This window comes from Rothia sp. HMSC069C01 (assembly GCF_001814655.1).
Classification (GTDB): Bacteria; Actinomycetota; Actinomycetes; order Actinomycetales; family Micrococcaceae; genus Rothia; species Rothia dentocariosa.
This window is the reverse complement of the sequence record NZ_KV817379.1, coordinates 117,504-138,233: the sequence shown is the minus strand read 5'-3', so window position 1 is coordinate 138,233 and position 20,730 is coordinate 117,504. Positions and strand designations below refer to the sequence as shown.

At 54.8% G+C, this 20,730-nt stretch carries 20 protein-coding genes and 1 tRNA gene; 7 read left to right on the top strand and 14 right to left on the bottom strand.

The genetic code is table 11. The annotated features are described in order from the left end of the window. Positions 1-12: 12 nt before the first annotated feature. Positions 13-678 (top strand): DUF6493 family protein, encoded by a 666-nt coding sequence (locus tag HMPREF2981_RS01210; protein WP_070660099.1) that lies wholly within the window; start codon positions 13-15, stop codon positions 676-678. A 38-nt stretch (positions 679-716) separates the two neighbouring features. On the opposite strand, the gene HMPREF2981_RS01205 is transcribed toward HMPREF2981_RS01210, so the two are convergent. After that, positions 717-2,186: a cation:proton antiporter gene (locus HMPREF2981_RS01205; protein WP_070660096.1), complete on the bottom strand. Its 1,470-nt coding sequence runs from the start codon at positions 2,184-2,186 to the stop codon at positions 717-719. Positions 2,187-2,326: 140 nt separating this feature from the next. Then, a complete protein-coding gene (locus HMPREF2981_RS10915; RefSeq protein WP_070660092.1) occupies positions 2,327-2,533 on the bottom strand; it encodes a hypothetical protein in 207 nt (68 codons plus the stop codon). On the opposite strand from HMPREF2981_RS10915, the gene HMPREF2981_RS01195 reads away from it, so the two are divergent. Beyond that, the gene (locus HMPREF2981_RS01195) at positions 2,532-3,605 is read left to right on the top strand and encodes a DUF418 domain-containing protein (RefSeq protein WP_048777891.1); all 1,074 of its coding nucleotides are present in this window, start codon (positions 2,532-2,534) and stop codon (positions 3,603-3,605) included. The two genes, HMPREF2981_RS10915 and HMPREF2981_RS01195, sit on opposite strands and share 2 nt — an antisense overlap. Positions 3,606-3,694: 89 nt before the next feature. Next, the gene (locus tag HMPREF2981_RS01190; protein ID WP_070660090.1) at positions 3,695-4,180 is read left to right on the top strand and encodes an NTP pyrophosphohydrolase; all 486 of its coding nucleotides are present in this window, start codon (positions 3,695-3,697) and stop codon (positions 4,178-4,180) included. 80 nt (positions 4,181-4,260) lie between these two features. Here the strand turns inward: HMPREF2981_RS01190 and HMPREF2981_RS01185 are convergent, their stop codons facing one another. The 12 genes from HMPREF2981_RS01185 to HMPREF2981_RS01135 all read right to left on the bottom strand — a co-directional run bounded on the left by HMPREF2981_RS01185 (position 4,261) and on the right by HMPREF2981_RS01135 (position 17,416). After that, positions 4,261-5,133 carry a TIR domain-containing protein gene (locus tag HMPREF2981_RS01185; protein WP_083313826.1) on the bottom strand — a complete coding sequence of 291 codons (873 nt, stop codon included), beginning with the start codon at positions 5,131-5,133 and terminating at the stop codon, positions 4,261-4,263. Positions 5,134-5,283: 150 nt separating this feature from the next. Further along, positions 5,284-5,360: transfer RNA gene (locus HMPREF2981_RS01180), tRNA-Pro, on the bottom strand. Positions 5,361-5,599: 239 nt separating this feature from the next. Next, entirely contained in the window at positions 5,600-6,418 is an 819-nt protein-coding gene (locus HMPREF2981_RS11195; protein WP_279742837.1) for an S-layer homology domain-containing protein, read from the bottom strand. A 182-nt stretch (positions 6,419-6,600) separates the two neighbouring features. Further along, on the bottom strand, positions 6,601-8,475 hold the full coding sequence (locus HMPREF2981_RS01170; RefSeq protein ID WP_070660080.1) for an ABC transporter ATP-binding protein: 1,875 nt from the start codon (positions 8,473-8,475) through the stop codon (positions 6,601-6,603). Beyond that, the gene (locus HMPREF2981_RS01165) at positions 8,475-10,505 is read right to left on the bottom strand and encodes an ABC transporter ATP-binding protein (protein WP_246825186.1); all 2,031 of its coding nucleotides are present in this window, start codon (positions 10,503-10,505) and stop codon (positions 8,475-8,477) included. The genes HMPREF2981_RS01170 and HMPREF2981_RS01165 overlap by 1 nt, the downstream gene beginning before the upstream one ends. A gap of 408 nt (positions 10,506-10,913) precedes the next feature. Continuing rightward, positions 10,914-11,462 carry an NAD(P)H-dependent oxidoreductase gene (locus HMPREF2981_RS01160; protein ID WP_070660074.1) on the bottom strand — a complete coding sequence of 183 codons (549 nt, stop codon included), beginning with the start codon at positions 11,460-11,462 and terminating at the stop codon, positions 10,914-10,916. Between the two features lie 90 nt (positions 11,463-11,552). Beyond that, the gene (locus tag HMPREF2981_RS01155) at positions 11,553-12,251 is read right to left on the bottom strand and encodes a GNAT family N-acetyltransferase (protein ID WP_070660071.1); all 699 of its coding nucleotides are present in this window, start codon (positions 12,249-12,251) and stop codon (positions 11,553-11,555) included. 110 nt (positions 12,252-12,361) lie between these two features. Further along, on the bottom strand, positions 12,362-12,952 hold the full coding sequence (locus HMPREF2981_RS11225; protein ID WP_070660068.1) for a PIN domain-containing protein: 591 nt from the start codon (positions 12,950-12,952) through the stop codon (positions 12,362-12,364). A gap of 12 nt (positions 12,953-12,964) precedes the next feature. Continuing rightward, positions 12,965-13,207, bottom strand: a complete 243-nt coding sequence (locus HMPREF2981_RS01145) for a helix-turn-helix domain-containing protein (protein ID WP_070660065.1) — start codon at positions 13,205-13,207, stop codon at positions 12,965-12,967. 33 nt (positions 13,208-13,240) lie between these two features. Further along, the gene (locus tag HMPREF2981_RS10825; RefSeq protein WP_168165916.1) at positions 13,241-13,402 is read right to left on the bottom strand and encodes a hypothetical protein; all 162 of its coding nucleotides are present in this window, start codon (positions 13,400-13,402) and stop codon (positions 13,241-13,243) included. Between the two features lie 856 nt (positions 13,403-14,258). Beyond that, positions 14,259-15,239, bottom strand: a complete 981-nt coding sequence (locus HMPREF2981_RS01140) for a metallophosphoesterase (RefSeq protein ID WP_070660063.1) — start codon at positions 15,237-15,239, stop codon at positions 14,259-14,261. A gap of 26 nt (positions 15,240-15,265) precedes the next feature. After that, positions 15,266-17,416, bottom strand: a complete 2,151-nt coding sequence (locus HMPREF2981_RS01135) for a transglycosylase domain-containing protein (RefSeq protein WP_070660060.1) — start codon at positions 17,414-17,416, stop codon at positions 15,266-15,268. A gap of 319 nt (positions 17,417-17,735) precedes the next feature. On the opposite strand from HMPREF2981_RS01135, the gene HMPREF2981_RS01130 reads away from it, so the two are divergent. The 4 genes from HMPREF2981_RS01130 (at position 17,736) to HMPREF2981_RS01115 (ending at position 20,715) form a co-directional block, all read left to right on the top strand. Then, positions 17,736-17,942, top strand: a complete 207-nt coding sequence (locus tag HMPREF2981_RS01130; protein WP_048754236.1) for a DUF4177 domain-containing protein — start codon at positions 17,736-17,738, stop codon at positions 17,940-17,942. 128 nt (positions 17,943-18,070) lie between these two features. Further along, entirely contained in the window at positions 18,071-18,553 is a 483-nt protein-coding gene (locus HMPREF2981_RS01125) for a RidA family protein (protein ID WP_013397767.1), read from the top strand. A gap of 13 nt (positions 18,554-18,566) precedes the next feature. Continuing rightward, positions 18,567-19,631, top strand: coding sequence for an NUDIX hydrolase (locus HMPREF2981_RS01120; protein WP_070660057.1), 1,065 nt, complete (start codon positions 18,567-18,569; stop codon positions 19,629-19,631). Positions 19,632-19,716: 85 nt separating this feature from the next. After that, positions 19,717-20,715 (top strand): NADP-dependent oxidoreductase, encoded by a 999-nt coding sequence (locus tag HMPREF2981_RS01115; RefSeq protein ID WP_070660054.1) that lies wholly within the window; start codon positions 19,717-19,719, stop codon positions 20,713-20,715. The last annotated feature ends 15 nt before the right edge of the window (positions 20,716-20,730 follow it).

Here is a 20,730-nt window from a genome sequence, read left to right as displayed (position 1 = left end):
CAGGAGCAGCAGATGAGCAATGATATGGATCTTCGCACCTCCTATAAGAAATTCATCCAGGACTTACCCCAGCTTCTCGCGGACAGAGGCCCCGAACAGGTATATGCCCTGTACAAAGCCGAGAATTATGGCAGCCTGCGCGCGGGCGGGTTCCGCGAGGAAATCGAACGAATGGCCAGTCCCGCACCTCACTGGTGCGATCAGGGGTTCTTTCGGTTAGCCGAGCTCTACGATGGGCTGCAGCTGAACCATGACGACGACTATTTTCTGGCGCTTATGAACCTGAACGTTTCGCTTCGGCAGAGCCTGCTGCGCCACGACCAGCAATTTCGTGACGAGCTGCTGTGGCACCTATTCACCGTCGAGGGAACCCCCGAAAGGTCGTTCACGACGGTAGATAAAAATACGTTCAGAAACACCTGGCAGAGAGAACTGCTTGACGCGTCCGCCGAGGGGCTGGTTCCCCGGGAACATCTGCTGGATGCGTGCCTGGCATCGTTAGCGCGGGACTTCGCGGCCTACCGCGCCGGGTGGTTCTCCCGCATGTATGCCGCGCTCAAACCCACCGCCGCAGAATCCGCTCAACGGCAGGATACGCTCGTGAACCTGCTGGGGTCGCCGGTGGGCACGACCGTCACCCTAAAACCCTCACCTAAATACGCTTTTCTAGGGGGTTAGGTCAGCCAGAAGAGTCAAACGGCAACATCGGCTAAAAGCTATTTCTTAGGCGGTTTCTGAGTTTTGGAGGACCCCGAAGAGCCTTTGCCCCGCAGAGGACTGTGCGTTTCTTTCGTCGGTTTCACAACCGGAATCATACCGGTTGTGAGCTTCACCGTCGCGTTGCGGTGCGCCTTCAACGCATCAATCTGGGCACGCTTAGAAACACCGGACTCAGCCTCAGCCGTCTGCGACCTAAAAGCCCGCTTAATGGCTGCAGCCCACAGCGGGAACAGCAGAACCGTGAGAGCACCACCAGCCACCAGAAGCGATGCGGTAGAGCTCTCCAACAGCCCCGAACTCGTGGCGATACTCGTGACCGCCACGATAATAGGCAGACCTGCCGCCGAATACAGCGCTAACTCAACCTTCTCGCTCATCGACTGCAGACCCGAACCCGTGTTCGTGAACCGCTCCGCAATAAACACCGGCACCCCGCGCACCAGCAGAATACCAATAACCACCATTGCCAGCAGCAGAGGCGAAGACGCCACCACAGAAGGGTTAATCCCCATACCGCTGACCACGAAAAACAGCGGAATCATGAACGTAAACCCGACCGTCTCTAACCGTGCCGTGATCATATGAAGTGCGCCCACCGGGGTGAGCGAACGCATAATAATACCCGCAGCGAAGGCACCGAGCACCGCATCCAGCCCGAAAAGTGCCGTAAACATAATGAGGGTAGCCAGCAGAAACATAGCAAGACGCAGCACAAGCTGACTGGTTGTGTTAGTTTCTACCGCCATAATCTGGCGCAGCCCGGGCACCTTCTGCAGAAGACGATGCGGAATAATCGCCATCACCACAGCAATCGCCATGAACCCCAGAAGAATCAAAATCGCCAAACCCGGTGAATACGAAGACAGCAGCAGCGACATCGCAAAAATCGGGAAAAGCTCGCCAACGGCACCGTGCACCAGCACCGCATTACCCACCCGAGTACCCGCCGCACCATGGGATTTGAGCATGGGCAGCAGCGTACCCAGAGCCGTGGAACTCAGCGCAATACCCACCGCAATATAGGTGTTAAAACCCCTGGTGAAACCGGTGATGAGCGCCGCCCCCAGCACGCCCAGCGCAAAACAGATAAACCAGGTTACGATCGCGCTTTTACCCTGGCGGTTACGCAGCGAATCGACGTTAATCTCAAACCCGGCAATCAGAAAGAGCATGCCTAAGCCCAGCTCTTTCAGCAGCGGAATACCGCCGTCACTGCCGGATGCCAGCCCCAGCACGTTCGGGCCAATGAGCACACCGCAGATCAGCAAGAACACCACATCAGGGATGCGCTTGCCCGTTAGCCGCGACATGATGGGCGAAAGCAGCGCCGCTAAGGTCACCCAGAAAATCGAGACATACTGCGCGGTACCCTCAACCCCGGACGCCTCGTGCGGACCCGCAGCAAGAATATGCGTGTGCGCGGCGGCGAGGGGCTGGGCAAGCTGAGAAACATCCAGAACGTTCATAGTGAAGAAAGCATACCTTAGATACTTCGGGTTATTCACATAGGAGGGGCTGACTGTGTTCTTTCAAAAAGACTAGGCGTAAGTACAGCGGGCGAAGAAATCTACTCCAGCTGCCCAAGGTATCACATCATGTTCTGAAGTCAGCGGATAATCCGCACACAACGGTTCGGTATCTCTCCTCCGCCCCGCACATCTGCGTTCTGAGTTGGGGCAAAACGCATTGACATCACATGATGCGGCATACCCTCAACACGAACCGTCACAGCATCAGGCCCCGCTAGAAACCGCCCGCAGAACACGGTACCGTAGAATGCACCACCACAGGCACGAGCGAGCAGGAGACGCATGCTACCGGAAACCAACACCCGGCGAGATACCGGGTTAGACAGCGCTCGCGCTTTTGCGCTTCTGCTCATGCTCATTCCCGTGAGCGTAAGCCTTAACCTGGTGCCCGGCAAACATCTGAGCTGGCTTTCGCAGGTGCTTCCGCAGGCGTTGAGCCTGTTCGCCGTGATTCTGGGCGCGGCTGCATATTTATACTCCCGCAAGGTGGCTTTTCCGCAGTTTTTTGCGAGCAGTATCGTGCGTTTTCTGGCGTTCTGCGTGCTCGGCTGGGTTCTCGCCCAACTTCCACACAGCGCCTTTGCGGATCAAGCTTTTTCCGGGTGGAAAGACTTCCCCATCCGTTTCGATATGCTTCTGCCCCTAGCCGTGCTGACCCTGCTGAGCATCGGGCTGGTGTACATGCCGTTTTGGGTGCAGCTTGCCGTGACCGTGCTCGCCAGCCCCGCCGTGCCGTTCACTTACGAGCGGCTGAGCGTGGGCGGGTGGACTGCCGACGACTGGCTGCATCGCACAATCCCAGCAATCGTGAACGAGAGCGCGGGAACCATGTTTCAGGATGGATTCAAACTTATTTGGCTTATGGGCTTGGGCATGGTGCTGTGGCGAGGATACGAAAAACTCGGCGCACGCTTGGGCATACCGGTGGCGCTGGGTTCTCTTGCCGTGAGCATCTACCTGTGGGTGTATCCGCATGCCCAACTGGGACCGCTCACGTGGCCGATCGTACTCACCATCGTGGGAGTGGTGGGAACCGTCTGCACCTGGGGCGAATTTGCGCGGCTCAGCGCCGGAAAAGGTGTGCTGGAACCGTTCGCGCGGCTGGGTCGAATGTCGCTGAGCGCATCCATTGTGATGCTGGGGCTGGCATTCTACGGTGGCGGACGGCTTGTGACGATGGTCGCCGGTGAAGGTTATCGCGCCCCGCAGCAGGGGAGCGTCTATGGATATGCGCTTTGGTTCGGGTTCCTGCTCGTATGGTGGGTGCTGGCGATGATGCTGTGCACCCTGTGGGAGAAAATTCAGCAGCGCGGCCCCCTCGAAATGGCGCTCGCCCTCATGAGTGGGCGGGGTTAGCCCGGCGAAGTGACGAATATGCTAGCACGCACGGTTTCTCTTCGATACTCTGGTGCCTACTGAAGAACACGTGAGAGAGGAATAAGTCCGTGACGTACTTTGCGTACAGGGTGGTGGGGAAGACTGAATATAACGGATTTGATGTCCCCCAGACTCCGCAGTCTTTCGCCGACGATACCGAGCAGCGCCTCACTGATCCCGACTTTTTGGAGGGTGACAAACGTTTTGCCCTCGTGGTGTGGGCTCTGCCTGAAGGCGTGAACCATGTTGATGACGTTCCCCAGGATTCGGTGGCGCACGGCAACTATATACAGTGTGCTGGTTCTACGCATGCGATGATGGTGGAAATTAGGGTGACTGCCGAAGATGGTTCGTACGAACAGTACACGGTGGCCCGCAAACCCGTGACCGACCCCGATGCGTGGACAACCATCACATGGGTTGGTAACCGTCTGCCCGTTCAAGTGCACCCCGAAGAGGTTTTCACGGGTGAGCAGGCGGCGCCTATCTTCCGCGCCTATATTGAGGACGGTGTGATTCCGCCGCGCGAACTGCTGCGTACATTGGATATTTAGACTTTCGACTCGGCTCAATGGGTGACCCGAGCAGAAGGTATATACAGCAAACCCCCTGAAGATCACTTTTAGATTTTTATTTAGTTTGTTGATAGAGACTTATTCAGATCTACCTGGATACCTGCATTTTTTAACTCGCGTCCAAGCTGAATTTTCCAGTCGCGAGATAACGGTATATAAACGATGCCGCCAAAGTCGCTTGGTAACTCGGTATTATCTTCATATAATACTGCGACTTTATCGCGTCCTAGTAATCCAATAAAGTATCCGAGCTCAAAAATCACATTTTGTCGAGCCCTGGGCTTCAGATCTTTGCCTCCTTTTATTCTTCCTTCATCGTCACCTGTAACTATGACTACTGCAAAACGTGCTTTCTGAGCATTTTCAACAAATTTACCAAGGAGATCAAGGCCTTTATTTGGCTGATCACTTAGTGTAATTGGCTGCAGATCCGTGTGGGAATCAATAAAATTCCTAACCTCTAAGCGGCGTGTATCATTACGTCCATGAACGATAAATATACTATCTTGAGTGTGCTCAATTTCAGTATTTTCTTCTTTTAATTGATAATTTAATGCATAATCTGAGAGTTGGCTACGGAATGATTCAAGGCGCCTAATTCGCTCGGACAGTTCGTCGGGTAGATTTATTCTGAGTTCTTCTTGGTCTGTATCATTTAATTTCTTGATTCCAGATAATTTTGCAGAAAGAAGTATTGTATTTAAGGAAGCGGTGAACTGTTCGCTAGGGGATTGAGAGAAAAATCCTCCATTCTTTTTATACATATTTTCTAATGCATTTTTTGTCTTTTCAGTCCAATTTTGCCATTCATTCCATGCTGTAGGTAAATCTAGAGAAGATAGTTTTTCACGCAAGGTATAGCCCTCAGTGATTAGGTCGTTGAGTCGTTCTTCAGCTACTTCTGCAGTGACTAGTAGAGTTACATTTGCCATAGATAAATTATGGCACGTCAGAATTGTGGAGGTGATGTTATCATTCAGAGATTATGCTCTAAGTGAAACAACTATGGAAGGTAAGAATAAAGTAAGTGAAAATAATATAAAAATTCCTCTCAGATACATATGGTTCTGAGAGGAATTTTTTGGTCGGGATGACAGGATTTGAACCTGCGACCTCGTCGTCCCGAACGACGCGCGCTACCAAGCTGCGCCACATCCCGGTGTTAACCTGTCGGGGCAACCCGCAGGCAACTCATCAATAATAGCCGAAGAGCCCAGGGAAAGCAACACGAATAAGCCCTCTCAAAAACCTGTAAACCCTGCATTTCCAGGGGAGTAGGCGCGGTGTCTTGTGCGTGTGCTTCCGCCTTCTGCTTGATGCACTAAAAACGCGGAAGCACACGCGACGCCTGAGAGAAACGCTCAACATTTCCCGCAGCGGCTATACAAGATTACGCGCCTAGATCTTGGCGATTCGGAACACAAACGCGGCAGTCGCTTCACGAGTAACGGGTTCATGCGGGCGGAAGGTGCCGTCGGGCCAACCGGTTGTGATCTTCTGGGCCTTAAACCACGAGATTTCGCGGTAGAACGGGTTCGCCGAGGTCACATCCGTAAAGGGATCCTGAGTCGGTGCCGCATCGTCGTTCATATTAGCGGCGCGATAGAAGAACGCCGCCAGAGCCTCACGAGTAACGGGATCATGCGGGCGGAACGTGCCATCCGACCAGCCGGTCGTGATGTGCTGCTGGTGCATCCACACGATCTCCTTGTAGAAAGGATCGCTCGGAGCAACGTCGGTGAACGGCGACTGCTTGGGCAGAACAACATCGGGTGAGCCAGCCATACGGTAGAAGTATACGGCAATTGCGGCGCGCTCAATATTCTGGGACGGGCGGAAGGTGCCATCGGGCCAGCCCGTCGAAATACCGGTCTCTCCCAGCCACGTGATCTCCTGATAGAACATGTGGGTCTGGGGCACATCCTTGAAGACCACCGCCGCTGGCTTTTCGCTCGGTGCAGGTGCGGGAGCCTCCGGAGACGGGCCGTCACTCGGAGCCGGTGCGGGCACAGGCGCCGCAGGAGTCGGATCTACCGAGAGCCCGGGGTTCGTTTCAGCCGCCGGTGCGCTGGGGGCTGCGGATGCGCTCGGCGCAGGATCCGCCGCCTTCGCAGTTTCCGCAAAAGCAGGCTGAGCGGCAAAGGTCAAGCCAAGAGCAAGAGTGAGTGCAGAAGCGGTGCCCTGAGCCAGAAACTTCCTCGCATCATTGCGTGACATATTTTCCTCCATGAGGTTATAAGAGTTTAAGTGAATGAGTATCTGCACGCTCCACGAAGCGGCAAGACACCTTTATCATCCACAAAAAACTTTGCCGTGTCTACTTGGGCGGTTACAGCTAAGAACTATGACGTTTAGGGCTCTCATGCACGTATCACAATAGGTAAACGTGCGCATAAGAGTTAGGCGCCGGGGGAGTCTGAATCCTGCCGCGCATCCTCCCACGAGGTGTACATTGCGGCAAACTCGCCACCGGCGGCAATCAGCTCCTGCGGTGAACCATCCTCAACAATAGACCCCGCAGAAACAACCAGCACCCGGTCCGCACTCAGCACGGTCGAAAGACGATGCGCAATCACCACGGCGGTACGCCCCGCCAACAGGGCATTGAGCGCCCGCTGCACCGCACGTTCGCTGGGAATATCGAGGGATGCGGTGGCCTCATCCAAAATCAGTACCCGCGGATTTGCCAGGAAAACGCGGGCAAAAGACACAAGCTGACGCTGCCCGGTTGAAAGGTTCACACCGCCGCGCCCGAGCATCGTGCCGTACCCCTGCGGGAGGGTCTGAATAAACTCATCCGCGCCGACAGCCTGCGCCGCCCGGCGTACCTGGTCGTCGGTCGCCTGCGGGTTCCCCAAACGAATGTTCTCGGTAATCGAGGCTGAGAACAGAAAGACTTCCTGGGTGAGCATGACGACGTTTCGGCGCAGCTCCCGGTCGGTCAGGGAACGCACATCTACGCCGTCGAGAAGCACCCTGCCGGTATCAACGTCATAGAAACGGGCAATTAATTTGGCAATCGTAGACTTTCCGGCACCGGTTTCACCCACGAGTGCCACCGTCTGCCCCGGTGCAATCCTCAGCGACGTAGGCATGAGCGCGTGCTGACCCGCAGTGTAACCGAATGCGGCATCCTCAAGAACGATCTCACCCAGCGGGGCTGCTTCCACCGAACTCTCGGTGCTCACCGGCGCGGTGGGGGACTGCGGCAGGCTTACCGGATGCTGCGGGTCTTGAATCTGCGGCTTCTCCGCTAAGAACCCAGAAACCTTCTCCAACGCCGAAAACGCCGACTGGAGTACGTTATAAAACTCGGAGAGCGTCATAATCGGCTCAAACACCCGGTTCGCATAAATAATGAGCGCAAGCAGGGTGCCCACCTGCATGGTGCCGCCGAGCACCGCATACCCACCAATCACAAGTGCCGCCGCCACAAAAATATTGCCCAGCAGAATCAGCACGGGGGAGTAGATGCCGAAGAGCTTGATAGAATCCATGACCGCAACCCGGTACCGCTCGGCGTTGCGTGCGTACGATGCGCGCGCATCCGCCTCTGCACCGAAACTCTTGATGGCTCGAATACCGGTGTAGGTTTCAACAAAACGGCTTGTCAGTTGGGCAGATTCGTTACGCATGGCACGGAATGCGGTTTCTGAGCGGGTGCGGAACCAGCGGGTTATCAGCCAGATGGGAACCGTCATAGCCACCAGAAGCAGCCCGATGCGCCAATCCAACAGGAAAATGGCGATTACCGAGAACGCAATCCCCAGCAGGGTTGTGGCAAGCTGACTTATACCGCTGTCTAAAAAGGTGCGAATCGTATCAATATCGCTTGTCAGCCGCGAAATTACGCGGCCTGACGTATATGACTCGTGGAACGAGACGCTCAGTGACTGCGAATGCTGGAACACGCGCGTGCGCAGGCTCAACAGCACACCCAGCGAAACCCTCACCGTATACACCACATTCACCCAGGTCAGGGTGCCGTTAGCGAGCACGGTCGCCCCAAAAAGTACCACAAAGAACATAAGCGGGGCGCTGTCGCCGCGGGTGAGCGGTTCAATCGCGGTATCGAGCACGCGCGCAATCAGCCAGGGCTGTACGGCGGATGCGATCGCCCCAAGTATTACCGCCGCCACCGAAATCGCCAGGGACAGCCGATGCGGGCGCAAAATCTCGCGCAGTAGACGATACGAACGCTTCCGAGCCTGCCGCCGTTCTTCGGGGGTCAGGTTCGTGCGTTCGTCGGAATTCGGCACGAGGCGCGTGGGCATTAATCCTCGTCCTGCACACTCATTAGGCGGCGGTACTGCGGCAGCTTCATAAGCTCGGTGTGGGTGCCCTGGGCGGTAATACGGCCATCCTCCAGCAGCAGCACCCGGTCGGCAAGCGCCACCGTTGAAGGACGATGCGCGGTCAGCAGGGTGGTAGCCCCGCCTAGTCCTTCGTGCCCGGTGCGCAGCGCCTCAATAATCTTCTCTTCCGTGTGAACATCCAGCGCCGAGAACGGATCATCAAGCAGCAGTACGCTCGGGCGGACCGCCAGGGCACGCGCCAAAGAAAGCCGCTGCCGCTGACCACCCGAGAGGCTCAACCCCTCTTCGCCAATAATGGTATTGACCCCTTCGGGAAGGTCGTCCACGAAATCGCAGACCGCGATCGTGAGGGCGGCGCGCACACGCTGATCCGCCTCCTCAGAAGAGCTAAGATCGTGCACCCCTAGCAGGACATTTTCACGCACCGACCCCGAGAACAGCACGGCCTCCTCAAAAACAGAGGCCATTTGCGCGCGTACCTCGGGCAGCGGCATATCGGCGGCATCGCGACCGCCCAGCAGAATCTTTCCCGACGAGGGCTCATAGAACCGCGGAATCAGGTTGAGAATTGTCGATTTTCCGCTGCCGGTAGCCCCCACGAGCGCCAAAATCTCACCCGCAAAAGCCTTAAACGTAATATCGTGAAGTACCGACGGAGTTTTGGAGGTTGCAGCCTTCTGCTGCGCACGCGCAAACTCACGTTCCTGCTCCGTAGGCTCGGGGCTTGGATCCTGCATATCAGCCTGTAACTCCGGGAACGCCGCGGGGTCTGCCTCCTGCGCGGAACCGGCACTGTCCTGGTGACCCTGCGAGCCCTTGGCAAAACCTAGAATCTTCGCCAGAAAACCGCCCAAACCGCTCTGCTCGGCGTGATCCGTTGAAGCCCCATCCTGCCCGGAATGCTCCTCAGGAACCTCAGCCGTGCGCGCCTGAGTATCAGCGGAATCTTCGTGCGCGCGAGCCACCGTATCAGAATCGGCGGCATCTACGGTGTTCGCCTGCTCGGCATAGCTGAAGCTCACCGCCTCACACGCCACAGAAATTGCGCCACCCGAAGGATAGGCCACGGTCTCCTCCTCAACTAGTCGTACCTGTTCATCGCCGGGATCCGCCATCACCTCAACGTGACGTTCAAACGCAACCCGATAATTCAAATATGATGCCATCAGCGCGGTCGAACGGAGCACATGCCCCAACACCACCGTCAGCACCGCAAAATAGGCGGTCATCGCACCCAAAGAAAGACTACCCGATGCCACCTGCGGCGCGCCTACCAGCAGGGCGAGCATCGTTACCGCCCCCACAATCACGCGCTGATAAAATCCCACGCGCGCCACCAACATGGCACGGCGATGCTCCACCTCATTCAAATGTTCGGCATCGCGGGTATACTCGGTAATCTGCTCGGGGGAGCGACCCAGCGCTTTCACCACCCGAATACCGCGCACAGACTCCTCAATGCGGGTCGAAAGATCGCTGGTGAGCCGCTGAATCTCGCGGGTATAAGCCTCATATTTGCGCACATAGCTGATGAGTGACAGCACCAGCACCGGAATAGCCACCCCAAAAATAACCGCAAGCGGGGCGGACGCGGTCACCATAAAATACCCGCCCGTTACGAACATGACCACAACCGAGGTCATCTGCACCAGCGCAAACGAAAGCCACCGGCGAATCGTACCCAAATCACCCATGGAACGGGTGAGCAGCTGCCCAGAAGACCACCGGTCAAGAACGCTCAGCGGCGCCCGCAAAATCCGGTCAAAAAAGTTCATGCGCATGCGGATTTCAAGCGTGGAGGTAGGATCCACGATCAGCCACCGCCGCCAATACGCCAACGATGCGTTCCCCGCGCCGATCAAAAGTACTAGTCCGCCGCCAATCCAGACACCCGCCTCGGTCGTATTCTGCACAAGCTCATCGACAATGAACCGAAGCATCTGCGGAATAGAAATTTCGAGAATCGCCGCGCCAATAGCAACCAGCATGCCGATAGTCCAGCGCCACCGAATCGGGGCAATATACGGCAGGAATTTGAGAGGCGCGCGCTCGCCCTCATCGTAATTTACAGGTGCGGGAATAGGTTCTGGGGCGGTTTCCAGGAAGGGATTGCGTCGTCGAGAAGTACCGGGGGCGTGTGTGCGGGTCGTACTCGGTTCCTCCTGCTTAGCGGTTCAACGTTTCTACATGGTGTGAGCGTTAGTGCTCTTAATTATAGAGCGGCATCCCGGATGCGCCCCCTACGGTTCTGCCCTGAGCGTCCCGTTCTTATCGGTGAGCTTAACCCGTTTCCTCTTCTCCTAGCACGCGAGCAGGCAGCTTTTGACCGAGCAGGTAGTATTTTCCTACCTGCTCGGCCAAAAACCACCTGCTCGCAGAGGCTACGCGGCCATAGCCTAGGCGTAGTAGGTGTTCAGATGCGCCAGGTAATCATCCGCGCTATCTGCCACCTGCTGGGCAGCGGCTTCATCGTAGCTCTCATAGGTGTCGATGGTGTGGAACGCGAAGAGAGGCTGATAATCAGCGCTGATATAGTTGACCGTCAGCTCGAAGGGACGCAGGGTTTCGGCGACGGTATACCCAACGGAACCTTCCGCACTGTACTCTGGGGCAGGAGCGCCCAGCGAGACGGCAATGCCGAGTTTCTTATTCTCGAATGCCTTGCCTTTCGAGCCGTAGGCCCACCCGTATGTCAGCACCTCGTCGCACCACTGTTTCAGAAGCGGCGGGCAGTTAAACCAGTACACCGGAAACTGAAGCACAATGTTCTGGTGCTCTTCCACGAGAGCCTGCTCGCGCTCTACATCAATCACACCGTCGGGGTACTCGCTGTACAGCTCATGCACGGTAAACCGATCCGGATGCTGGCGCAGCATGTGAACCCAGATTTTGCTGACCATAGAATCATGGATATTAGGATGCGTGACAATCACAAGGGTTTTCATGGTATTCCCTTCCGTTCGACTTGAGAAAATACCGTAGTATCCATGCCGTTTGGCTCTGACAATACCGCAGAGTACCCTTTCGGCTAACGGCTATAAAGCGATCTCTTGCAAGGAGGTGCGCTGCTGACCGCGCGCATCAAAATTCTTCGTATCCAGCCATTGCAGCAACCGGTGTTTACGCTGCTCCCATTCGGTATCCAGCATTGAATACCACGCCGTATCGCGGTTGCGGTCTTTATACACGACGGCTTGGCGGAATGTTCCCTCATAGGTGAAGCCCAGGCGCTCGGCTGCGCGGCGTGAAGGCTCATTCAGTGCATCGCATTTCCACTCGTAGCGGCGATAGCGCAGCGTCTCAAACACGTACTGCGCCAGAAGGTACTGCACCTCCGTGGCGGCGCGAGTGCGTTTTAGACGTTCGCCATACGTCACGCTGCCCACCTCGATAACACGGTGGGCCGGGTTGATGCGCATGAGCGCTAGAGTACCAATCGCACGCCCATCCTGGTCTATCACAGCCAGATAGTACGGGTCGGTGGATTCCTCCATGCGCTTGAGGAGGGTCCCTAACTCTGCCCGGTCAGCAACAGGATTCAAGGATAAATAGGTGAAACTTGGTTTGGGAGCTTCAGGACCGTAGACCTCGTACAGGTCGTTGCCGTGGCGTTTTGCATCAAGTTTTTCGAGGCGGCAGTAGCGCCCCTGTAAACAATCAATGCTGGGAGTATCGCCCGCGCGGTAGTCGGGCAGGGCATCGCCGATAGGTTGCTGGTAGTCGTTATATCGCATGGGCCTTTCCAATGCATTGCAGTAGTAGGGAAGAGTGTCTTCCGGTATTTACTCTACACGCGAGCAGGTTATGGGATGTGTTAACCTGCTGGGTAGTAACGAATGTAAATCTATTTGTCCTGTGTTGAAGATAGATGATCTCTTTGTAGGTCTCTAATTAGGGATGCAAATTTGGGGCAGTTAGCTCTTTCAAGGTATGCGCTTAGATCTAGACTTTTATGTCTTCGCCTCATGTATTCTCTTTGCATCTGTATGATTTCAAGAACCTCTTTATAACCTTGTGTATCAGTAACAATTTTTATGAAAAAATCGTCGGCTGTAGAAACGTTGTACTTAGATGGAGAAGGAAAATCTTTAACGTTTTCGGTCAGCAGAACATCAATATGTCCGTCTAGGGCTGCGGAGTGTACGTGTAGATCGTAGATATCAGATACCCCCGAAGAAGACCCCGAGAATTCAACAAAATCATCTATGCACATTCTGATTTTAGAAATTTTAGTCTTAATGGTTTTGCTGCTGGCAGTAGGGTGACGTCTGCGCAGGTGATACCGAACTTCTGCGAGAATATCTTCAGTGCATAGAATTGTAAAAGACTCGGGAAGATAGGTATGTAGGAAGAATAGCCAATTGGTTAGAGTCTGGCTAAAAAAGATATTCGCACCTACTAAGACTCGCTGAGATGGGCGTAGCTTATACAACATGGCGAATTGAACCTAGCCCTCATCAAGCTCAGGATGCGCACTCTGAAAGTCAAGGAGATCATGCAATGCTTGCTTCTTCTCGGTACGGCGCTGCTCGCGAAAAGCAAAAACATCTTCACGTTTGAACCGGCGGTGAGTGCCAGCTTTATGCGAAGGTATCCGTCCTTCATCAGCCCACTTGGCAAGGGTGGGGCGGGACAGTCCCAGGATTGCGGCTGCTTCGCTGGTCGTTAAAATTTCTGGGCTGAACTGCACGGAAACAACATGGTGAGCAAGAATCGCTCGAAATTATGCACGAACAAAGTCGGCAACGGGTTCAGGGGCTTGAACCTTTTGCCCATTCGGCAGAGTCCCCTGAACTGTGAGACTTTGGACGAACTCTTTTGATAACGGGATAATCTGTTCTTGCAGAGGCTCAGCCGCAAAAGTTTGAGTGTGCTGGGCAGTCATGACTGCTACCTCCTAACTCATACAAACTTGGGGATTTCTCCCTAGTTTACAGTATTTTTCGTTTGCAAACGAAAGTTGTAATACTAAGAGATGTCGTGCAGTGTAGCATATTAAGTGGAAGCAGATAGGTAATGCAGACTAGCCCTCTATATTTTTATGAGTGGTTGATATTTTTCGGTGTGTAGAGATGAGTGGTATGCATGTGGGTGTGCCATATTACTGTGGCACACCCACATGATTTTACTTTATTTCATCTTGGATGCTAATAGTGCGTATGCCAAGATGATAGTAATTATTTCTATCATTTAAATCACCTCCTCTTTATGTCTATTTATATATTTGATCCTAGAGGCAGATATAGTAAAGACAAAATATCCTAGTTATAAACTGCCACCATTTTGTAAGGTATTTTTAATAACTTACATGAAACCATTATAGTATAGAAAAAAATCAAAACAGATTTTGGAAATATCTCTCACGAATTGAATAGTAAAAGTCAAATAAAAATCTATTCAAGAACAATAAAACAAGCTCACAAGTAAAAATACTAAATAATTTACAAGGAAGAACTATCATCAAAAATATCTAGCACATTAACAAGCAAAATCCCCAAGATCATGAAATAAAACAAAAAATCTTACACCTAGCGAAGTTACTTTGAAATATCTGGAGTATGAGAAAACCAAACCTGCTATGTACACCAATGTAGAATCAATTCTGACAAAACTTAGAATCAATCTCCCCGTAAAGACTCATTCTCCACACGCGAGCAGGTAGCTTTTGGCCGAGCAGGTAGGAAAATACTACCTGCTCGACCAAAAACCACCTGCTCGCGGAATCTGAAGGGGAAGAAAATCTACCCGTTCTTTGCCGTGAGGGTGACGAGCACCGCCTCCGGGGTACAGAAGAGGCGCACCGGCGCGAACCGTGAGGTCCCCAACCCTGCCGAAACCTGCACCGGAACGTTGCCCTGATAGCTCACACCCTTCGCACGCGAAGGCGGCAAATCACAGTTACTCACGAGCGCACGACCGCCCGGCAGACACACCTGCCCGCCGTGCGTGTGACCGGCAAAAATAAGTTCGGCACCATCCTGCACAAATCTGTGCAGAGTGCGCATATACGGTGCATGGGCAACACCCACACGAATACTCGGCACATCCGAAGACTCAAACGCCTGCGGTGAGAACCCCGGATGAGCATCATAACGCAGATGCGGATCATCCACCCCCGAAAATTCCAGGCGCAGCCCACCCAACGTGATGCCGTCGTACCGGTTAATAAGCCCCATCCATCCGCGCGACTCAAAGGCGTTATGCATACGCTCAATCGGAAGCGGCACACGCGAACCCTCCTCAATCTCCTGAGGTGTGCGCGCCTGCCACAGATACCGTGCAGGATTCTTCAGCACCGGGGCAAAATAGCAGTTCGAGCCGGGCACAAAAACCCCCGGAAAATCCAGGAGAGGATCAAGCGCCTCCAAGAGAGGATCAAGCCCGCCCACATGCGAGAGGTTATCGCCCGTATTCACCACCAAATCCGGGTTCAGGCCCGCCAAAGAATGCATGAACTCGGTCTTCGCCCTCTGCCCAGGAATCATATGCATATCCGAGATATGCAGAATCCTAAAGTTTGGCGACCCCACCGGAAGCACCGCGAGAGTTTCCTCGCGCACCTGAAAATTATTCAATTCAACAAAGCGCCCATACGCCGCCGTGGCGGCTCCCAAAGCAAGCCCTGCAGCCGCAAACTTCACCATACTCTGTGTGAAGTGCGAACCATGTGCCGCTTCAGAAGCCGCCACGGATGCGCGGGCACCGGATGCGTTCTCACACATCGTGTGCCTTTCTTCAGTACGCCCTCTTAGTTACCGTTGACGTTTGTTGACGTCACCGATGCCGGGGGCTCAGTAAACTTCTCGGTGTTGTACTTCGGTGCCATGGCCTGCATGAACTGCTGCCACTGGGCACCCGCATAGGTCGCACCGTCCACGTACTCCAGCACGCGACCGTTAATCGCAATACCGTTCATCGAGCGGTAACCCAAGTCGTTACTGCCCACCCATGAAGCAGTTGCCAGGCCGCGGGTGTAACCGACCATCCAGGTCTGCGAGGAGTTATCGTTCGTACCGGTCTTCGCGGCGGAAGCATCCGGCAGACCGATAGCGCGCTTAGGCGCTGAACCTCCGGAGGCAAGCACGCCCTTGAGCACGTAGCTCACACCGTTAGCAATATCCGGGCTAATCGCCTGCTCACACTTAGACTCGTAAGTCTTCATGGGCGAACCATCACTCTTAGTAATCTTCTCAAGTGGGCGCGGCTCACAGTACTTACCTTCGCTCGCGAAAGTTGCGTATGCGCTCGCCATGGTCAGCGGGGTAGCACCGTACCTGGTACCACCAATGTTGGCACTGAGCAGACCCGGATCGTACAGCTGCTGACCCAGACCGTCGTGCAGGTGCAGCTTATTCGCCATATCGCTGATATCGCAGAGGTCGAGCTTACTGACCATCGAGTACAGGTAGGAGTTAGCCGAAACACGAATACCGTGGGTGACCGTACCCCAGGTCTGGTATCCCGGAACCGCGTTCTTGAAGGACCAGCCGTTAGCGGAGTCGCGGTAGTAATACTTACCGCCCTCCACACAGCGGGCGTTCCACCCAAAGTTGCTTGGGTAGGATAGAGCCGTACCATCGATTTGGGCGTTCACACCTCGACCAGAGTTAATCCACTGGGACAGCACCACGGGCTTGAATGTCGAGCCCGGCTGGAATCCGGGGGTACCGCCATAGAGCGAATCTACGTTGAAGTTAAACTGAGTCTGCGAGTGGTCGTTCGCATCCTTAGGTTTACCCCATTCGGCGTTCTGAGCCATCGCCACCACGCGACCGCTGCCAGGCTCCACACTGGTCAAAGCGGCGTTCACGTTGTTGGTGTTGGTGGAACCGGGCTGAACAGCCTCCACAGACTGTTTAGCGATCTTCTGCGCTTCGGGGTTCAGAGTACTCACAAGCTTAAAACCGCCGCGGTTGAGCAGGTTCAAACGCTCCTCAGGAGTTGCCCCGAAAGATTCGTCAAGCGCAACATAGTTCACCACGTAGTTACAGAAGAATGAGCTTTCGCCCGCAACAGAGCAGCCCTTCTCAGGCGGATGAACATTGAGCTTAATAGGCGATGCAATGGCTTCATCGTATTCTTGCTGTGAAATCTTACCGTCACGAAGCATGGTGCTAAGTACCACATCGCGGCGTTCACGCGCCAAATCGGGGTGCGTCGTTGGGTCATAAGTGTTCGGTGACTGCACTAGACCCGCGAGAAGTGCCGATTGGGCTACCGAAAGATCCTTCGCGGGAATACCCCAATAGTATTGGGCCGCCGCCTCAACACCGTAGTTGGTGCCGCCCAAGTTCACGATGTTCAGATAGCCCTCAAGAATCTCGTCTTTAGACTTGTTCTGCTCCATCGAGATAGCGAGCTTCATCTCTTTGATCTTATCGAGATAGCCTTTATTCCCGCCCAGAGTTGTGGGGTCTGCGCCGCGCTGCACATCGGAATCAACGATCAGGTTGTTCACGTACTGCTGTGTGAGTGTCGATGCACCCTGACGTTTCTTCGGGTTCAGGAAGTTATTCGCGAACGCACGACCAATGCCGATAGCTGATACGGCACCGTGGTTGTAGAAGTCGCGGTCTTCCACCGAGATAATGGCATCACGCATATGCGGTGACATCTGATCGAGCTTAACCTCTGTGCGGTTTTCCTCGAAGAAGGTCGCAAGCTCGGTCTTACCATCAGAGGCGTACAGAGTCGATGGGCGTGAGAAGGGGCCTTCTGAAATGTCTTCCGGAAGATCCTGGAACCACGTCATTGAGGCATTAGCGACCATGCCAACACCTACCGCCGGGGGTACCACGATAATTGCTACCAAGAACCCGGCAATGATACTGAACGCCACAAACTGCAAAAAGTCACTGGGGCGACGCCGTTGCGCGCGCGATTTTTTTCGTGAAGCCATTCATTCAGTTTAGCGGATACACCTGAGAACGCATCCCTCAAAAGGGTTAAACTCTAGGTTTAACTTGCCGGTTTCCCGTCTTCGCGGGCAACGCGCCGGATGTACTTCCTTGGTTATATCGTGAAAACACCGCGTCTATGCCCCGAAAATCCGCGGCATCTCGCGGGTTATGTACTCTGTGCGGGGCTGACCGGCGTACCCGGTGCACGAGGTGACCGTTCGGCGTCACGTTCTGCCCCTTTGTTACGCCTAGAGCGTTGAACCTGCAATAGAGCGCAATGACCTTGTTCGAGCCGGGGAACAGGACTACCCTAGAGCTATGAAGAAATGGGAATATTTGACTGTGCCGTTGATCGTGCACACCACCAAGGCAATCCTTGATAACTACGGTGAGGAAGGGTGGGAACTTGTTGCGGTTCTGCCCGGTGCACCCGCACCCAGCGGACCGACCCCTGCAGGCAACATGGTGGCACCCACCCAGGGTAACCCCATTGCCTACCTCAAACGCGAGAAAGTTGAAGGCTAAAGCCTTGCACCACGCCCGGTAACCTGAATCCTCCGGTTGCCGGGTTTAGCGTCCCTTTTGCGATATGCTTCTACAAACACTACATATATGCGGCGCACGTGCCACCAACCACATCCCTGGAGAACCCCATGACTGAATCCCGTTACGAACTGAGCATTCGTGAACTTGGCTACCAACTTCCCGAAGTCGCAGCCCCTGTCGCCGCCTATGTACCCGCTGTGGTGAGCGGGAACTATGTGTATACCTCCGGGCAGCTTCCGTTCGTCAGCGGTCAGCTACCCGCCACCGGTAAAGTCTCGGATTCGGGTGACTCAACATTCGTGACCCCTCAGGACGCCAAGAAGTACGCCGCTATTGCAGTGCTGAATGCGCTTGCCGCCGTGAAGTCCGTTATCGGCGACCTTGACCGGGTGAAGAAGGTCGTGAAAGTTGTGGGGTTCGTGGCATCAGACCCGGAATTTACCGGTCAGCCCGGGGTGATCAATGGTGCCTCTGAGCTGTTGGGTGAGATCTTTGGTGAGGCTGGTACGCATGCCCGCTCGGCGGTCGGTGTTCCGGTGCTTCCGCTGGACTCTCCCGTTGAGGTTGAAATCATCGTCGAGTACGTCTAATATTCTCAGGATCATGACTACGACACCTTCTCAGAAGTTGTACACCGGAGTAGTTCCGGTGGTTGGTGAAGAACAAAAGCCGCGCATCTTTACCGGGCGGTCTTCTGCACCTGCCGCACGCACCGAGCAGATTCAGCGTCTTTATAAAATCCCGGAGTTTATGCGCACCGCCGCCGAAACCTGGGCATCCGAGGGCGGTGAGGATGCTGGAGGGGCATGCTCGCTCCGCCAAGCGGCATCAGTCATCTTTGTGCGTGACGGCGAAGACGGTCTTGAAACCATTCTGACCTACCGTCCGGGGTCCTCACCCTTGGGCGTTGTCGCTTTTCCGGGCGGTACCGTGACCTCCGGCGATGACGACGCAACCCCCTGGTATGGTCCGACCCCCGATGAATGGTCTGCCAAGTTCAAATTCAAAAATGTAACCTGCGCGCGCCGCACCGTGATCGCTGCTATTCGCGAGTCCTTTGAAGAGACCGGTCTGCTTCTTGCCGGTGAGGACGGGCAGAGCGTCGCCGAGAGTGGCGCGGGTGAAGAGCAGATGAGTCAGCGTGAGGCAATCGCCGATCAAGACAAGAGCTTCGGGCAGTTCTTAACCTCATGCGGGCTGAAACTACGCACAGACCTGTTGCGCCCGGTATCGCGTTGGCAGTCGCCAGACTTCTTCCATAAACGCTACGACATCGCCTATTTCACCACGGTCGTTCCTGTGGGGCAGAACGCCAAGCTGCTGGAAGGCAAGGGCGTGTGGGGCAGCTGGGTGAATGTGCGCACGCTCATGGAGAGTAGGGATACCTCGGAACTGGGGGATCGTATCGGGCAGCCGAATACGGTGGGTAAAACCCTTGAGGAACTGGTGACTCCCGCCGTGATGTGTATGCTTGAGTCGCTCGCCGCCGCAGAAACCGGGGTATCGTGGCTGGCAAAGCGTCGTACCGTTGAGGTGAAGAAGCCCGTGCTCGTGAAGAATGACGGCGCGTGTATGCTTTCGTTTACTGAAGTTGTACCGGTGTCGTCTAAAACAGGAACGCTTGGCACAGTTGGTCCACTCAAGTCGGCCTCTGTTGCCCCCTCATAAGACTTGGAAGGCCGGATTTTCCGCATTGTGTGGAGAATCCGGCCTTTGTTGTAGGCAGATAGTCACAGTGAAAGGAAAAAATCTCATGATTCGCAAAATTCAGTACAACGCCTATGGCGATCCCAGCGTACTAGAAATGGTTGAGACAGATGAGCCTACGCCGGGGGAGGACGAGGTTCGTGTGACGGTCAAAGCGGTTGGACTGAACCCTCTGGAGATGAAGACTTTCGAGGGGTTCAAGCCGCTTCGCGTCGTAGAGACGATTAACCGTTTGCGTCACCCGTCCTGGTGGTTTGGCCGCGGTCCCGCACGTTTTCCGAAGGGTGTGGGGCGTGACTTCTCCGGTGTGATAGATGCTCTCGGCCCCGGTGTGAACAATGTTGCTGTGGGCGATGCGGTACTGGGAACCCTGCGCAGCGCTCCCGGTTCCGGAGTGACGAAAGGCTCCCTGGCTGAGAAGCTGGTAACTTCTGCCCAGAATATTGTTGCGAAACCTGAGAACCTGAACTTTGAGGTTGCCGCAGCCTTGGGTGTCGCCGGAGAGAGCGCATGCGGGGCGTTCCGTGCAATCGATCTGAAACCCGAGGATGTGCTGGTTATCAGTGCCGCATCCGGCGGTGTGGGAGCCGTGGCGGTTCAGCTTGCGGTGCATCGGGGAGCAACAGTTATCGGTATCGCATCGGAGAAAAACGCGGAGTTTGTGCGCTCTCTGGGGGCTATTCCGGTTGCATACGGTGACGGTTTGAAGGAGCGTATTCTCAAGGCAGCACCGACCCCGGTTACGAAAATACTTGACTGCTACGGCGGGGACTATATCCCATTAGGGGCAGAGCTCGGCCTGAAAGGGTCCGCTATGGGCACGCTGATTCCTACACCGAAGGCGATGATGAAGGGCGCGCAGTTTACGGGGGCGCGGCATGCTCAGCCCGGTGACCTGAAAGAAGTCGCCGATCTGGTGGCATCGGGAGATATTGACGTGACCTTAGCGCATGTGTACCCGTTCAAGCTTGATTCCATCCGTGACGGTTATAAGGAACTGGGCACGGAACATGTGCGCGGTAAACTTGTGGTCACTATTCCCTAACAAAAGTCGAAAACT

Bases quoted from the DNA above. Each gene is read 5' to 3' on its own strand.
- HMPREF2981_RS01210 (WP_070660099.1), top strand. From the start codon at position 13: ATGAGCAATGATATGGATCTTCGCACCTCCTATAAGAAATTCATCCAG.
- HMPREF2981_RS01205 (WP_070660096.1), bottom strand. From the start codon at position 2,186: ATGAACGTTCTGGATGTTTCTCAGCTTGCCCAGCCCCTCGCCGCCGCG.
- HMPREF2981_RS01195 (WP_048777891.1), top strand. From the start codon at position 2,532: ATGCTACCGGAAACCAACACCCGGCGAGATACCGGGTTAGACAGCGCT.
- HMPREF2981_RS10915 (WP_070660092.1), bottom strand. From the start codon at position 2,533: ATGCGTCTCCTGCTCGCTCGTGCCTGTGGTGGTGCATTCTACGGTACC.
- HMPREF2981_RS01185 (WP_083313826.1), bottom strand. From the start codon at position 5,133: ATGGCAAATGTAACTCTACTAGTCACTGCAGAAGTAGCTGAAGAACGA.
- HMPREF2981_RS11195 (WP_279742837.1), bottom strand. From the start codon at position 6,418: ATGTCACGCAATGATGCGAGGAAGTTTCTGGCTCAGGGCACCGCTTCT.
- HMPREF2981_RS01170 (WP_070660080.1), bottom strand. From the start codon at position 8,475: ATGCCCACGCGCCTCGTGCCGAATTCCGACGAACGCACGAACCTGACC.
- HMPREF2981_RS01165 (WP_246825186.1), bottom strand. From the start codon at position 10,505: ATGCTGGTTGCTATTGGCGCGGCGATTCTCGAAATTTCTATTCCGCAG.
- HMPREF2981_RS01160 (WP_070660074.1), bottom strand. From the start codon at position 11,462: ATGAAAACCCTTGTGATTGTCACGCATCCTAATATCCATGATTCTATG.
- HMPREF2981_RS01155 (WP_070660071.1), bottom strand. From the start codon at position 12,251: ATGCGATATAACGACTACCAGCAACCTATCGGCGATGCCCTGCCCGAC.
- HMPREF2981_RS11225 (WP_070660068.1), bottom strand. From the start codon at position 12,952: ATGTTGTATAAGCTACGCCCATCTCAGCGAGTCTTAGTAGGTGCGAAT.
- HMPREF2981_RS10825 (WP_168165916.1), bottom strand. From the start codon at position 13,402: ATGACTGCCCAGCACACTCAAACTTTTGCGGCTGAGCCTCTGCAAGAA.
- HMPREF2981_RS01140 (WP_070660063.1), bottom strand. From the start codon at position 15,239: ATGTGTGAGAACGCATCCGGTGCCCGCGCATCCGTGGCGGCTTCTGAA.
- HMPREF2981_RS01135 (WP_070660060.1), bottom strand. From the start codon at position 17,416: ATGGCTTCACGAAAAAAATCGCGCGCGCAACGGCGTCGCCCCAGTGAC.
- HMPREF2981_RS01130 (WP_048754236.1), top strand. From the start codon at position 17,736: ATGAAGAAATGGGAATATTTGACTGTGCCGTTGATCGTGCACACCACC.
- HMPREF2981_RS01125 (WP_013397767.1), top strand. From the start codon at position 18,071: ATGACTGAATCCCGTTACGAACTGAGCATTCGTGAACTTGGCTACCAA.
- HMPREF2981_RS01120 (WP_070660057.1), top strand. From the start codon at position 18,567: ATGACTACGACACCTTCTCAGAAGTTGTACACCGGAGTAGTTCCGGTG.
- HMPREF2981_RS01115 (WP_070660054.1), top strand. From the start codon at position 19,717: ATGATTCGCAAAATTCAGTACAACGCCTATGGCGATCCCAGCGTACTA.